This is a genomic window from Rhodococcoides sp. S146-33, assembly GCF_059489205.1.
In genome coordinates, this window is record NZ_JCAJWY010000001.1 from 1,221,111 (window position 1) to 1,235,363 (window position 14,253).

Sequence of the window (14,253 nt, forward strand, 5' to 3'; positions counted from 1 at the left end):
GGGATGTTGACGAGTTGAGAAATGTGAAAAGTGTTGTCGTGCAGCGATACGGGGCCAGGCACTACGCCAGGTCGTGCAGTGCTCGGCGGGCGGCGTTCAGTCCACCCATGCCGTGCGCACCGGGTCCGGGGGGAGTTGCCGCAGAGCACAGATAGAACCCCGGGGTTCCCGTGCGGTACGGGTCTCGGCCGGGCCGTGGTCCGAGGAGCAATTGTGTCGGTGACGACGCACCGCACAGAATGTCGCCGCCGACGAAATTCGCGTTGCCTTCGGTGAAGCTCCGCGGAGACGTGGTGACTGTCTCCACAATTCGCGAACGCAGGCCCGGTGCGAATTGTTCGATGCGGTCGATCACGACGTCGGTGACATCGCGGTCGAGGCCGGCAGGAACATGAGCGTATGCGTACAGCGGCACTACGTCTCCGTCCGCGCGCTGAGGATCTGCAACGAACTGCTGCCCGACGAGGACGAACGGCCGATCGGGCATTCGTCCTGCTGCAACTGCCGCCTCGGCTGCGATGGTGTCCGCGGCGCTACCTCCCACGTGCACGGTGCCGGCTCGTGCGACTCTGGAGTCGGTCCACGGGACGCCGCCGCGCACCGCGAGGTCCACCTTGAACGCAGCTGGTCCGTGCTGAAACTTGTTGTAGGAGCGACGTGTGCGCGGCGGCAGTTCCTGCCCCAGAACGTCGGACACCACCGACGGCGTCGTGTCGAAAATCGTGATGTCCGACGACGGCAGATCGGCTCGCGAGGAAACCCGCGTCGAGGTCTGCACGGTTGCTCCGAGTTCGATGAGCGCGGAGTGCATCGCCCGTGAGATCGCCGCGGTTCCGCCCTCTGCCACCGGCCATCCGTTGTGGTGTCCCGCGGTCAGGATTCCCACCCCGATCGCGGAGGAGAACACTTCGGTCAACGGCCGCATCGCGTGTGCCGCTGCTCCGACGAACAATGCCCGTGCCTGCGGCGTGGCGAATGCGCGTGACAACACCGCAGCGGGCAGAGCAGTCGGCGCACCGAATCTCGCCAGCAGCAGTGGATGTCGGGGAGCGTGGACGACCGGCCCGAGTAAGTCGGCGGACAGTCTGTCGTACGCCGACGAAGGCTGCCCGAACAGTGCCTTCCATCGCCTGCCGTCCGAACCCAAACCTGCGGCAGTCTCGTCTACCGAACGATGGAGCAGCGCCGCCGCATCGTCGAGAAGTGGATGTGCACAGTCGATCTCGGGCCACAGCCACGTCAGTCCGTGCTGCTCGAGACCGGCGAGGGCAGGTGAACCCACCGCCATCGGATGGAAACCGGCACAGTGATCGACGAGCAGATCGACGGTGGTGAACGGCCGGTGGCTACGGGTGCCGCCGCCGATCTCGCTCTCCGCCTCCAGCACGGTGACGTGAATTCCGTCGCGTGCCAGAGCAAGTGCGGCGGCGAGCCCGTTCGGGCCGCTGCCCACTATCGTCGCGGATCGTGTCATGATGTCGATTCTCCAGCACCGGCCGTCGCCGACGACGCCTCTGGTGCCGAGTGTCGAGCGGTTGTCGAGTCTGCGCGACGCCGCCACGTCACCGACATGGGGATGGGGCCGTCGGGTAGCCACGGCTGGGCGGACACCGCGTCGTCGACGTTCCACGTACCGGTTTCGATCACGCCGAGGGCGGCATCGATGAGTTTGTACGACTGCGTCTTTCGATGGATGGGCTGCGATTCGACCCAGGCCACGACGAACTCGCCCGGCTCGAAGCTGCAGCGTCGCTGAATTGCTGCGATGAGGGAGGCGTCGTGCAGGTGGCCGTCGCCGAAATTGAAGCCGAGAATCGAGTTGCAGGCGAATTCGCCTTCACGCACCGTCCATCGGTCGATATCGGGAACGTTGCGGATCAGAAGCGAGAACAATCCGCGGCCCTGACTGTGCATCGAGCGCCATGCGATGGTCTGTTGCATCGTGATCTCGGCGACGGCAGGCGGGTATCCCATGGCTTCGAGCTGCCGTACCTGATTGCGGGTCGGGCGCACGATCTGATCGAGCTTGTCCTCGGCTCCCGGGGCGAAGGCCCACAGACCGGAGGCCCAGTTACCGGCGTACTGGCGCATCGAGGGCGTGAAGGCCACGAGGTCCGGGCGTAGGTTCCCCAGAACCGGGAAGAAGAACAAGCACACCAGTGCTGTCGCCACGAACCACGGCGAAGCGTCGAATACCGAGAATCCCTGTGCGGCAGGGTGTCCGACGAACAAGAACACCGCTCCATAGGCGAAGAGGAGATTCCACTCCAGGGGCACCGCGAGTGGGAACGTCGAGATGATGAACAGGTGGAAGGCCACCATCAGGAGCGCTCCGGCGAGGGCAACCGTCGTGTTGGTGGTCAGCAGCAACACGATCGGAACCGCGATCTCGACGGTGGTGCCCAATACGTGCGCGATCAATTTGGCGGTTGCCGAGGGGCGAATGTCGTCCGGGAAATTCCGGTAGTGCTTGCGCCTGGCCCAGCGCGTGGGAATGCAGGGGCTGTTCGAGACCATGGGCGGAACGACGTTGGCGAAATGTGCACCGAATTTCGAGATGCCGGCCCCGACCCACACCGAGAAGATGAGCAGTTTCAGTCCGACGACGAGGTCGACGATGGCGTTGTCACCGAGAATTCCCACGAGACCGAACAGGACTATCGCAGGACCGTACTGCTCGGCGCGGGCAGCGATGAAGATCGTCTTGTCACGAAGGCCCACAACGATGGTGAGCAAGACCGGCGCGATCGCCCAGCGCGGGTCGACCAGGTTGCCGATGCCTTCAGGCAGGATCGAGGCAAATGCACCGGGCGGTGTTCCGGGCGCGATGACGGGTACGAACAGGCTCACCAGGAGCGCGAGATACAGCACGACGTCGAGCGGCGTCCTGGTGTCACCCGAGGTGAACGGCACCTTGCCCGGCCACGGAGGCATCCGAACGGTCCCCGGTTTCGCCCAGAACAGGATTCCGCCTGTCATCGGCTTGAACTTGCCGGCGATCGGTCCCCACGAGCCAGCTACCCCAATGGTTTCCAGCAGCATCGTCCAGTAGACCAACTTCTGGTAGACGATGATGTCGTCCCACCACGAGCCGACGTCCCACGGCATCCCGACACCGGATGTCAGTGTCGCCAGAGTCAGGCCGATCCCGATGTAGAGCACCAGGAGCTTGACGACGTAGGTGGTGGGGATGACCTTCGGCGAGCCGAAGCCGTAGTCGACCCAATGCAGTGCAAGGGTTTTCACTCGTTCCAGCAGAGGCCGGTCGAGGAAGGTGTCGAGTTCGACAGGTGGAAACTGTCCGTTCTTGAATCCCATGAGTGAGCTTTCTGTAGCGAGCGCTGAGGATGAAGGAGCAGGAGTCAGCCCTTTCGCCCGAGGCTCGGGTCGCGGTGGCGCAACCATCGGACTGTGTCCTGCACCACAGAAAGCTACGGGGTTCCTATCGGCGGTCCCAATGGTTCGCCGACCCGAGGCTCACCTTCGTTTTTGTGACGCCGACACAAAGTGCACTCTCAACAGAGGATCCGAGCCCCGAGCCACTGACATGCGGTGAGGGCAACCTCGACGGCGAGTCGGTCGTCGGACAGTGGCCGTGGGAGCAGCTTCTCGGCATTGTCGACGCGGTAGCGAATCGAGTTCTTGTGCATCGTCATCACTGCCGCCGCGGCGGAGAGGCTGCGTTCGCAGGCGAGGTACACCCGCAACGTGGTGCGCAATCGTTCGGCATGTGGGGTGTTGGCGGCCAACTGCGGTCCGAGGACGCTCAGGACCCAGGCCTGCAATGCCGACGGGTCGCGAGCGCACAGGTCCACCACGGCCAACCCGGGGTCGTCGTAGCGTTCGATCGTTCGGCCTCGGCCACCCAGAACCGCCACGTGATGGGCACGTTGTGCCTGCTCGTGGGATGCGACGAAACCAGCCGCATCGAGCCCGATGGCCCCGGCAGCCAGCAGGGGAGCGTCCTCGGTCCTCGGACGAACGTTGATGCGATCGAGGACCTCGGCCAGATCGGTGTGGGTCGGGGAAATCTGGATCCAGCCCCAGGCGGTTGCGCCGTCCCGTCCGACCACCAGGGGCGGTGCCGGACTGTCCAGGTCCGCTGCCAGAGCCCGAATAGTGGTGGTGAACCTGCGCATCCGGTCGTCGCGGACGGCCGACTCGCCGACCCAGGCCACGACGGCGAGGTGACGTCCGCGCAGTCGATACCCGGTCACTCGCTCGACGACATCCACCGATCCCTTGCCGTTCAGGAGATCGAGTACCGCATCGAGTCGAGCATTCTCGCGGTCCGCCAGCCAGGACTCTCGCTCGGTCTCGTACACCGCGACCACCCGTTGCGAGATCCAGTCGATGTAGTCGAACACCGAATCGACGATCACGCGGTGCGCTTCCATCCGGACCGGGTCTGGCGCGTGCAGCGACATCGAGGTCTCGAACGCTCGATCGAGCAGAAATTGCTGTCCCAGCCGATAGGCGCGAACCAGGGCATTGACCGGCACGCCCCACTGAGCCAGGCGACGCGCATATTCGATGGCCGCCGCCGGCGGCTCGAATCCGGCACCGCCGATGTCGTGCTGCAGAGCGTGCAGGATCGTGTCGACGTTGCCCTCGATACTCGATCCCAGCAGCTCGATCAGCGATGGTTCGTTGTTCAGTTCCGTGATGCGCGACGCGAGTGTCGTGCGCATCTGCGCCACGACATCTGCCAGCCGGGCATTGAGGTGCGCGGCAACCGCGGCCACGTGAGTACGCACCGCCTCGGCGGAGGCGGGCGAGATGTCGGCAGGTGTCGGCACGGGTGTTCCTTTTCGTTTCGGGCTACAAATAATCCGCGGTCTTTGTGCTGCTGGACCGAAGTCTTTCAAACGGGCAATCCGTAACCTACGTCACATGCTGCCAATTCTCGACGCCTCCTCGCCGGTTCTGCAGGCGATGTACCGCCGCATCGACAACGACCCCGACGGCGCATGTCTGTCCGACGACTCCACTCGGTTGAGCAATGCCGAGTTCGGGCTCGAAGTCGATGCGGTCGCCGCCGAACTCGTCGACGCGAGGGTGGCAGCGGGTGATGTGGTTGCAGTCTTGCTCCCGAATCGCATCGATATCATCACCACGATGTTCGCGGCATGGGTGCTGGGAGCAACCTTGACTCCCGTCAATCCCGCACTCACCGACGACGAGGTGTGCTATCAACTCGAGGACTCGACCGCCCGCGTACTCGTCGGTAGCGAGCGAGCACGCACTCTCTCACGCGCACAGGATATTTCGCTCATCGACGTGGATTCTCGCGCCCGTCGACCCCGGACGTCGCAGATTGGCGGCACGCATCGTGGAACGGGGCCTGTCGACAGCTCGGCCCCTGCCTTGATCGTCTACACCTCGGGAACGACGGGGCGGCCGAAAGGCTGTGTGCTGACTCATCGCAACGTCGACCGGATGAGCGCCGCGATCGTGACGACCTGCGAATTGACCGAGGCCGATACAAGCCTGCTGGTGCTTCCACTCTTTCACTGCAACGGACTCGTCGTCGGCTCGGTCGCTCCGCTGCGAGCGGGCGGACGTGTGCACATCGCGCCTCGTTTCTCGCCGGACACGTTCTGGGACAACGTGGAGACTGTCCGGCCTACCTACTTCTCCGCAGTGCCCACCATGTACTCACTGCTGGCGGACCGTGGATCGACCGACCGCGACATCTCGTCGCTTCGATTCGTCATCTGCGGAGCAGCGCCCATGCCTGCCGGTCTGATCGCGTCGTTCGAATCGATCTTCGGCGTGCCGGTCGTCGAAGGGTACGGCCTGTCGGAGTGCACAGTGGCGGCAACGATCAACCCGCCGAACGGGATTCGGAAGCCAGGCACGGTCGGCATCGCGCTCCCCGGTATCGAGATTGCGATCGATACATCCGACGGTCCGAGCTCTCTTCCTGGCCGGACCGGTGAAGTGTTGGTCAGTGGAGAGACGATCATGCAGGGATACCTGGGCCTGCCGGACGTGACCGCAAAGACCATTCGAGAGGGGTGGTTGCACACCGGCGACATCGGAGTCCTCGACGAGGACGGCTATCTCGTCTTGGTGGATCGACTCAAGGACATGATCATTCGCGGCGGCGAGAACATCGCACCGAGCGAAATCGAACACGTCCTGCAATCTCATCCCGACGTCCTGGAAGTGGCCGTCGTCGGCGAAGCGCATCCGGTCTACGGGGAGGTACCCGTCGCGCACGTCGTTGCACGAGCCGGTCGTAGTATCTCGGTCGACGAGCTGGACGCGCACTGCGCGCGCAGCCTGGCCAAGTTCAAGCGACCGATTCGGACAGTCGTCCACGATGCTCTACCGAAGAACTCCGTCGGAAAGATCGTGAAGAAGGAGCTCGGCGCGTAGTCCGATCCGGCCCGCCCTGTCGCTAACGGAGCGGGGCGGTCGCGGTCACATGGACGAGGCCGCGAAGGTCAGAAACACGATGAACAGTCCGACACCACCGAGCGCCGCACCGATCACCGCCTCCCGGCCGTTGGATGCGTCGCCCTCGACCGCGCGGCCGAGACCGATCCAGCCGCTGATCACCGCGACCAGTCCTGCCGGGATGGTGACGAAGTCTCCGACGAAGGGCACGAATGCACAGACGACCGCGACGATGCCCGCCACCAACGCCAGGCTTCCGGCGCCGTCGCGGAACATCGACTGAGAAGCGGACTTACGTTTCACCGGCACTCCTTCTCGCATGCAGTGCGGCAGCACCGCCCCGACCTGTTTTTCTCCAGGTAACCGGCAACGACGCCTCCATAGTAGAGACTCGATCATCTCTTCATCGGCGACGGTCGGTCGGATTTCATCGGAACGGGGTGGGAGTCGCGGCCGGTTGTATGCGCTGTGCCGTCGGGCAATCGCCGTCGAGCCTTGCACCCGACCCGAATGGTCAGGGCTTGGGCGTGCTCTTGCGGACGCGGTAGTTGTGCCATGCATGTGCCGCCAGGGGCACCCCGACAACGCCGATTCAGACGACCGCTGCTGCGAAAGACCACGGCACGTATGCGCTCTTCGCGGTCAACGCGACGCCGAAGACGGCCATCGGAAATCCGAAGGGCGCCAATAGGTCTACTTGCCGGGGTTCGATCGGTGGCCGACCGTTCCATGGAATTCTGTGACCAGCGTTCTCGCGCAGCGTTCGCCTTGTCGACGCAACGGTCAGCGCCGCGCCTATCGCTGTGGTGCATATCCCTGCGACGACCATCCATGACTGTCCGTCCTCGAACAGAATCGCGGTCAGAACAAGTCCTACAAGGACGATGCGCGCACCCCACACCTTCCATCGAGGTGCAGCCTCGCGCTCGTCACGTTGCACGTCGACCGGCCGCATCGGCTGCAGGGGCTCCATGTCTCGACCCTCCCATATGGCGCCTCTTGACCGGTCCCTGCGACTCACCGTACCCTGACCGACAGTTGATATATCAGCTCTACAGCGGCCGGCCGAACCGAGGAACCACAGTATGACCACAGCGCTCAAGATCGACGGGACGGCCGTCAGCGCGATCGTCAAGGACGATCTGCGACACCGAGTCGACCTCCTCCTGCAACGGGGAATCCGACCCGGTCTCGGCACGATTCTGGTGGGTGACGATCCAGGTAGTCGTTCCTACGTCGCGGCCAAGCATCGCGACTGTGCCGAAGTAGGGCTGCATTCGATTCAGGTGCGGTTGCCTGCGACCGCGAGCCAGCACAAGATCGAAGACGCAGTGCGCGCGCTCAACGGCGACCCCGAGTGCACTGGTTTCATCGTCCAGTTGCCACTTCCCCCGCACATCGATACCCACCGGGTGATCGAACTGATCGATCCACGCAAGGACGCCGACGGACTGCATCCGACCAATCTGGGTCGGCTCGTGCTCGGCATGGACGGGCCGTTGCCGTGCACGCCGCGCGGAATATTGGAACTGCTTCGCCACCATGATGTTCCGATCACCGGCGCACGCTTCTGCATCATCGGGTGCGGCATCACGGTCGGCCGCCCGCTCGGGTTGATGCTCACCCGGCGGAGCGAACACGCGACGGTCACGATGTGCCACGAAGCAACCGTGGACACCGCCGCGCACACTCGGGCCGCCGATGTTGTCATCGCCGCCGCGGGTGTTGCGCATCTGGTGCAACCGGATTGGATCAGTGCCGGGGCAACGGTGCTGTCGGTGGGAATCACCCGCACCGTCGAGGGCATTCTCGGTGACGTGCACCCCGGCGTCGAGCAGATCGCGGGGCGGCTCAGTGGTGCAACAGGTGGCGTCGGCCCGATGACGCGGGCCATGTTGCTGACGAACGTGGTGGAGTGTGCCGAAGTCGCTCAGGCAGAGGGAATGAAGGACTCGCGGTAGCCCATCTTCTCGCTGATCTCGGCGGTAGCGGCGAGCACGTCCGGGACTATGGCTCGCATTCGAGTTTCGTCGAAGCGATACACCGGACCGGAGACGCTCAGCGCCGCCGTCGTTTTGCCGGTGTAGTCGAGAACCGGAGCTGCGATGGCATTGAGTCCGGTCTCGTACTCTTCGACGACCACCGCATACCCCAGGGATGCAGCGGCGTCGAGTTCGGCCGTCAGACCGGCCTTGGTGGTGAGGGTGTGCTCGGTGTAGCGGCTCAGGTCGAGCGAATCGACGACCGCCTTACGGGTGTCGGTGTCCAGCGCGGCGAGCAACACCTTGCCGCTTGCGGTGGCGTGCAGGGGAGTCTGTTCCCCGATCCAGTTGTGAGTGCCGACCGAACTGGGACCGCGAGCCTGATCCAGATGGATGGCCGTATTGGCCCGCAGCACAGCGATATTCACTGTCTCACCGAGCTTGCCGGCCAGGCGTTCGCAGACGGCATGGCCGTACTCGGTGATCTCCAGGCGTTCGGGTACGGCGGCGGCGAGCCGCAGCACTCCGAGGCTGAGCCGGTATTTACCGCGATTGTGCGTCTGCATCACCATGTCGTGTTCTTCGAGCGACGCGAGCAGCCTCGATACCGTGGACTTGTGCACACCGATCTCGGTGGCGATGGCGCTGACGCCGGCTTCCCCGAGCCGGGCCACGACCTCGAGCACCCGAAAAGCGCGGTCGACAGATTGGACGCCACCCTCCGAGGCACGGGTCGAATCGTCGCTGGACACTCTTTGGACTATACGGAACCGGACACCTACCTGGTGGGACGCCCCTCGGGCACGGACGCCTAGATGACGGCGCGAACCGCGTCGTCGAACTCGGTCACATGGGCGCGGGCAATCGTTGCTGCTTCCTCGGCATCTCCGGCCGCGATCGCCCGGAGCAGCGCGGTGTGGGTACCCACGTGATCGGCGAGCGGGGGCAGTCGATCCATGAACAACCAGAAGATCCGTGTGGCCAAATTGTTGTAGCGAATCAAGGCATCTTCGAGAACCGGGTTCGCCGCCAGCCGATATACGGTGCGGTGTACCTCGGCGTCCCAGTTGATCAAGTCGTGTTGGCTCGGCGGTGTCGCCTCGAACCCCTCGGTGCGGTCGGCCATGCCCAACAGAACTTGACGTTGGGTCGCCGTTGCCGCGGTGGCGGCCTTGGAGGCGGCCAACGGTTCGAGGCGCTGACGAATCTCGGAGATGTCGCCCAGGTCGGCGACGTCGATAGAGGTTGCGAAGGTGCCACGGCGGGCGTGCGAAATGACCAGACGCTCGTATTCGAGCCGCTTCAGCGCTTCCCGCACCGGAGTGCGTCCGACGCCCAGTTCGGCGGACAACGCCGATTCGACGACGGCTTCACCCGGCTTGATGGCCAGCATGACGAGCTTGTCGCGGATGGCCGAGTAGGCGACGTCCGCCATGGTCGCCCCCGGTTCGCCCGCCACCCCCGACGATTCGGGGGTGTTGGACGACGCGACCTCGACACTCATGGTCACCGATCCTATCGGCACCGAGAGCGGGGCAAGTTTCGGTCAGGACTCGATGCGGTCTTTCAGCCAGTCGTGGAAGATGCCGATGTGGTGTTCGCTGCCCACCAGCACTCCGCCGTCGCGGTACTTGCGCGAACTCATGGCAGGTTGGCATCGCTCACACGCCTCGAAGTCCTGCAGGTTGACGCGGTGGAACAGCTCGACCGATTTCTGCAGGTCCCGTCCCGAAGCAAGGACACCGGGCAGATACAGCCAATCGCATTCGACCAGAGTGTGATCGGCGGCGAGCGGATACATCCGGTGGATGATCACGTGATCCGGGACGAGGTTGACGAACACCTGCGGTCGGACGGTGATGGCGTAGTAGCGACGGTCCTGCTCGGGTGAGATGCCAGGAATGGCGTCGTGTCCTGCGGTGCCGTCGAGGGTGAATCCTTGCACCGATTCACCGAATTCGGCTCCGTGGCCGACGTAGTACTGGGCGGCATAGCCGTCGGCGAATTCCGGTAGAACCTCGGTCAGCTCGGGGTGAATGGTGGCGCAGTGGTAGCACTCCATGAAGTTCTCGATGATGAGCTTCCAGTTGGCCTTGACGTCGTAGCTCACACGCCTGCCGAGACCGAGGTCTTCGATCTTGTAGCGATCGATCGACTCGACGTCACCGAGTCGGTCGCGGATGTCCTGCACCACAGTAGTGTCGAACGACGCAGGATTCTCGCTGAGATTGACCCAGACGTATCCGAGCCATTCCTCGACGGATACCGACGACAGGCCGTAGCGAACCCGGTCGATGTCGGGCATCTTGGTGAGATTCGGTGCGGCGATGAGCTTTCCGTCGAGGTCGTACGTCCACGCGTGGTACGGACACTGGAACGATCGCTTGACCTCGCCCTTGTCTTCCATGCAGATTCGCGCGCCGCGGTGGGCACACACGTTCAGGTAGGCCTTGATTGCACCGGTTCGGGTGCGCGTGACGATGACGCTTTCGCGGCCGATCTGCACGGTACGGAAGGCACCGGGCTTGTCCAGATCCGCGGCACGGACAGCGCAGATCCACAGCTCCTCGAAGATCTTCTCCTGCTCAAGCTCGAAGATGGCCGGGTCGGTGTAATAGCGACCGGGGAGCGTGGAGATCAGACTCTCGGGCAGGGGAAGGGACGTTGCGGGCGGCGTGGTGTCGGGAATGGTGGTCAAGGGGTCCTCCGTACGTGGCCGATCTTGTGGATCGGTGACGAGACGTCAACTGGGATAGTGGAATACGACGGGTGGAACAGCAGCCTGGGTGTGGTCAGACCGCTCGGACGGGAGCCGAGAGCTGACGCCGCCAGCGGGTGAACAACCGAACCTGATTGACACCGAGTACGCCGACCGGGAGTCCATCGGCTCGGTACACGGCGAGGAAGCTCCCGAGCTCGGGAGAACCCTCTTCGATGGTGCATTCACTGTCCGGTCCGGCGGTGCCGGCGAACTGAATACGTGACCCGTACTGGTCGGACCAGAAGTACGGAGGCTTGACGTGTTGGCCGCCGTAACTACCCGAAAGCAGGGTGGCCACTGCGACGGTGGGCCGTTCGGATGCCCCGGCCCAATGCTCGACGCGCCGATGGGCACCGGTCGAATCGAGCCATGCAGCGCAGTCGCCGACGGCAACCACTCCGGGCACGGCCGTCGCGCCGCCGCCGTCACACAGGATTCCGTTGCCGAGAGCGAGTCCGCTGGTGCCGAGCCAATCGATGTTCGGGATCCCGCCGATACCGACGACCACGACGTCGGCGTCGAGAATTCGGCCGTCCGCGAGCCGAACGCCTGTCACTCGGTCGGTTCCGGTCAGGCCGTCGACGGCGATTCCGCAGATCAAGGTGGTGCCGTTGTCGCGGTGCAGGTTGCCCACCGCGCTACCGAGTCGTGCGCCGAGCGGCCCGGCGAGCGGTGACGGGGCGGCTTCGACGACGGTGACGTCGAGTCCCAGTTTCCTTGCAGTGGAGGCTACTTCGGCTCCGATGAAGCCGGCTCCGATGACGACCAGACGCGCGCCCGGCGCGAGTTCTGCGCGCAGCCGGTCGGCGTCGTCGATCGTACGCAACACGTGCACACCGGCGAGGTGATCGGTGCCGGGAAGTGATCGCGCGCGCGAGCCGGTAGCGAGGACGACGCCGTCGGAGGTCAGCTCGGAACCGTCGTCGAGGGTGACGGTGCGACGCGATGGATCGAGCGCGGTGGCGCTATGTCCCAGAATCCAGGTGGCGTCGAGGTTCTCGTCGTCGGGCTCGAGTGCGAGCGTGCTCGCGTCCACGTCGCCGGCGAGGTACTCCTTCGACAGGGGAGGACGGTCGTACGGGCGGTGGCTCTCCGCACCGACGACGGTGACCGAGCCGTCGAACCCGGCCGCCCGCAGGGCGCGCGCCGAGCAGAGGCCGGCCAGAGAAGCTCCGACGATGGTGACGCTCTTCATGAATGTCCCTCGGCGGCCAGGCGGCTACGGACGTCGGGAGGAAGGTTGGGGGCAGCGGTGCTGAGCTCGACGTAGATCACGCCGTCGTCGACGACGACGGTGTGAGTGCGAACCGGCAGTTTCGCAGGGGGCGCGTCGACGGCACCGGTGCGCAGGTCGAAGGTGGACGCGTGCAGCGGGCATTCGACCGCGCACCCTTCCAGCCATCCGTCCGCGAGCGACGCGTCCTGATGCGTACAGGTGTCATCGATCGCGAACAGCTCACCGTCCTCGGTGTGGAACACCGCGACGGGAGGGGTGGTGTCGACGCGCACAGCTTCGCCGCCCGGAAGGTCGGCCAAGGGACACACCTTGAGCATTCGGATCCTTTCTGTATCGCTATGCGGAACACGTCTTACTTCCCGCAACAACAGTGTGAACATCGACACGAGATCGTGTCAATAGGTGGCGGCACTTTTCACCCCCGCGAAACATGACGTAACTCGATTCGGACAAAACCGTAGTTTGGACCAGCTGAACAGGTGTTTAGCGCGTGCAAGGACTCGATCTTGCGGTGAGGTTCGACCGCCGTCCCGCGGTGCACGGAGGGCCGATAAGCCTGTGCGCAGCACCGAGTGTCCGCTACCGATGAGTACAGAAATCGTTTCTTGGTATATCAGCGGGCTCGGCTGGCGCGAGCAATCCATTATTCGAGGTGTGGTGCGTCGTTGCCGATCAGACTCACAGGACCACGACCGAACGCAGCACGGTGCCCTGATGCATCTTGTCGAACGCGGCCTCGACGTCGTCGATGCCGATGCGTTCGGAGACGAACTTCTCGAGCGGCAACCGGCCCTGCTGGTACAGATCCACCAACTGCGGGAAGTCGCGCTCGGGCAGGCAGTCGCCGTACCAGGACGACTTCAGCGATCCGCCGCGGGAGAAGAAATCGATGAGCGGCATCTCGAGGGTCATCTCCGGGGTCGGCACCCCGACGAGGACCACGGTGCCGGCCAGATCACGGGCGTAGAAGGCCTGCTTCCACGTTTCCGGTCGGCCGACGGCGTCGATGACGACATCGGCACCGAACCCGCCGGTCAACTCCTGAATGGCCTCGACCGCGTCGACGGCGGAGGCGTCGACGGTGTGGGTGGCACCGAGGTCGAGAGCCCAGTCGAGTTTTCCTTTGTCGCGGTCGACGGCGATGATCGTCGACGCCCCGGCCAGGCGCGCTCCGGCGATCGCGGCGTCACCGACACCGCCGCAGCCGATCACCGCCACCGAATCCCCGCGGGAGACGTGGCCGGTGTTCATCGCGGCCCCGAGCCCGGCCATCACCCCGCAGCCGAGCAGTCCGACGACGGCGGGATCGGCGTCGGCGGCGACCTTGGTGCACTGGCCTTCGTGGACGAGGGTCTTCTCGGCGAACGCGCCGATCCCCAACGCCGGGGTCAGTTCGGTGCCGTCGTCGAGGGTCATCTTCTGGGCGGCGTTGTGGGTGTCGAAGCAGTACCAGGGGGTGCCGCGTTTGCAGGCCCGGCATTCCCCGCAGACCGCGCGCCAGTTCAGGACGACGAAGTCGCCGACCTCGACGTGCTCGACGCGATCTCCGATGGTCTCGACGATGCCGGCGGCTTCGTGTCCGAGCAGGAACGGGAACTCGTCGTTGATGCCGCCCTCGCGGTAATGCAGGTCGGTGTGGCACACCCCGCACGCCTGAATCTTCACCACGACCTCGTTCGGGCCGGGGTCGGGAATGGTGATCGTCTCGATCGAGACGGGTGCGCCCTTGCTCTTGGCGACGACGGCGCGGACCTGCTGCGGCATGGTTGATGCTCCTGAGATCTGATCGAGCAGCGGCAATCGGTGCAACTGCGGATGTTGGAATCGAGTTAATATATCAGTTACCGGACAGTATCGAATGTTAAATG

13 protein-coding genes are annotated in these 14,253 nt (G+C 64.4%); 2 read left to right on the top strand and 11 right to left on the bottom strand.

What is annotated here, in order from left to right:
* Positions 1 to 61: 61 nt before the first annotated feature.
* The 3 genes from AC5WEY_RS05875 to AC5WEY_RS05885 form a co-directional block, all read right to left on the bottom strand.
* Entirely contained in the window at positions 62 to 1,474 is a 1,413-nt protein-coding gene (locus AC5WEY_RS05875; RefSeq protein ID WP_495645060.1) for a phytoene desaturase family protein, read from the bottom strand.
* Positions 1,471 to 3,318 (bottom strand): DUF3556 domain-containing protein, encoded by a 1,848-nt coding sequence (locus AC5WEY_RS05880; RefSeq protein ID WP_495645061.1) that lies wholly within the window; start codon positions 3,316 to 3,318, stop codon positions 1,471 to 1,473. Before AC5WEY_RS05880 ends, AC5WEY_RS05875 begins: the two co-directional genes overlap by 4 nt.
* Before the next feature lie 197 nt (positions 3,319 to 3,515).
* On the bottom strand, positions 3,516 to 4,799 hold the full coding sequence (locus tag AC5WEY_RS05885) for a PucR family transcriptional regulator (protein ID WP_495645062.1): 1,284 nt from the start codon (positions 4,797 to 4,799) through the stop codon (positions 3,516 to 3,518).
* Between the two features lie 94 nt (positions 4,800 to 4,893).
* Here AC5WEY_RS05885 and AC5WEY_RS05890 point away from each other — a divergent pair, with 94 nt between their 5' ends.
* Complete coding sequence (locus tag AC5WEY_RS05890; protein ID WP_495645063.1) at positions 4,894 to 6,384, top strand: class I adenylate-forming enzyme family protein; 1,491 nt, start codon at positions 4,894 to 4,896, stop codon at positions 6,382 to 6,384.
* A 45-nt stretch (positions 6,385 to 6,429) separates the two neighbouring features.
* Here AC5WEY_RS05890 and AC5WEY_RS05895 read toward each other — a convergent pair whose 3' ends face one another.
* The gene (locus tag AC5WEY_RS05895) at positions 6,430 to 6,708 is read right to left on the bottom strand and encodes a hypothetical protein (protein WP_495645064.1); all 279 of its coding nucleotides are present in this window, start codon (positions 6,706 to 6,708) and stop codon (positions 6,430 to 6,432) included.
* A 289-nt stretch (positions 6,709 to 6,997) separates the two neighbouring features.
* Entirely contained in the window at positions 6,998 to 7,378 is a 381-nt protein-coding gene (locus AC5WEY_RS05900; RefSeq protein WP_495645065.1) for a hypothetical protein, read from the bottom strand.
* Between the two features lie 112 nt (positions 7,379 to 7,490).
* Here AC5WEY_RS05900 and AC5WEY_RS05905 point away from each other — a divergent pair, with 112 nt between their 5' ends.
* Positions 7,491 to 8,366, top strand: a complete 876-nt coding sequence (locus tag AC5WEY_RS05905; RefSeq protein WP_495645066.1) for a bifunctional methylenetetrahydrofolate dehydrogenase/methenyltetrahydrofolate cyclohydrolase — start codon at positions 7,491 to 7,493, stop codon at positions 8,364 to 8,366.
* Here the strand turns inward: AC5WEY_RS05905 and AC5WEY_RS05910 are convergent.
* The 6 genes from AC5WEY_RS05910 to AC5WEY_RS05935 all read right to left on the bottom strand — a co-directional run bounded on the left by AC5WEY_RS05910 (position 8,336) and on the right by AC5WEY_RS05935 (position 14,149).
* On the bottom strand, positions 8,336 to 9,139 hold the full coding sequence (locus tag AC5WEY_RS05910) for an IclR family transcriptional regulator (protein ID WP_495645067.1): 804 nt from the start codon (positions 9,137 to 9,139) through the stop codon (positions 8,336 to 8,338). The genes AC5WEY_RS05905 and AC5WEY_RS05910 overlap by 31 nt on opposite strands.
* A gap of 59 nt (positions 9,140 to 9,198) precedes the next feature.
* Complete coding sequence (locus AC5WEY_RS05915; RefSeq protein WP_495645068.1) at positions 9,199 to 9,891, bottom strand: GntR family transcriptional regulator; 693 nt, start codon at positions 9,889 to 9,891, stop codon at positions 9,199 to 9,201.
* Between the two features lie 42 nt (positions 9,892 to 9,933).
* Positions 9,934 to 11,085, bottom strand: a complete 1,152-nt coding sequence (locus AC5WEY_RS05920) for an aromatic ring-hydroxylating oxygenase subunit alpha (RefSeq protein ID WP_495645069.1) — start codon at positions 11,083 to 11,085, stop codon at positions 9,934 to 9,936.
* A gap of 94 nt (positions 11,086 to 11,179) precedes the next feature.
* Entirely contained in the window at positions 11,180 to 12,343 is a 1,164-nt protein-coding gene (locus AC5WEY_RS05925) for an NAD(P)/FAD-dependent oxidoreductase (RefSeq protein WP_495645070.1), read from the bottom strand.
* Positions 12,340 to 12,702: a bifunctional 3-phenylpropionate/cinnamic acid dioxygenase ferredoxin subunit gene (locus AC5WEY_RS05930; RefSeq protein WP_057477997.1), complete on the bottom strand. Its 363-nt coding sequence runs from the start codon at positions 12,700 to 12,702 to the stop codon at positions 12,340 to 12,342. Before AC5WEY_RS05930 ends, AC5WEY_RS05925 begins: the two co-directional genes overlap by 4 nt.
* Before the next feature lie 361 nt (positions 12,703 to 13,063).
* Positions 13,064 to 14,149: an S-(hydroxymethyl)mycothiol dehydrogenase gene (locus AC5WEY_RS05935; RefSeq protein WP_495645071.1), complete on the bottom strand. Its 1,086-nt coding sequence runs from the start codon at positions 14,147 to 14,149 to the stop codon at positions 13,064 to 13,066.
* Between the last annotated feature and the right edge of the window lie 104 nt (positions 14,150 to 14,253).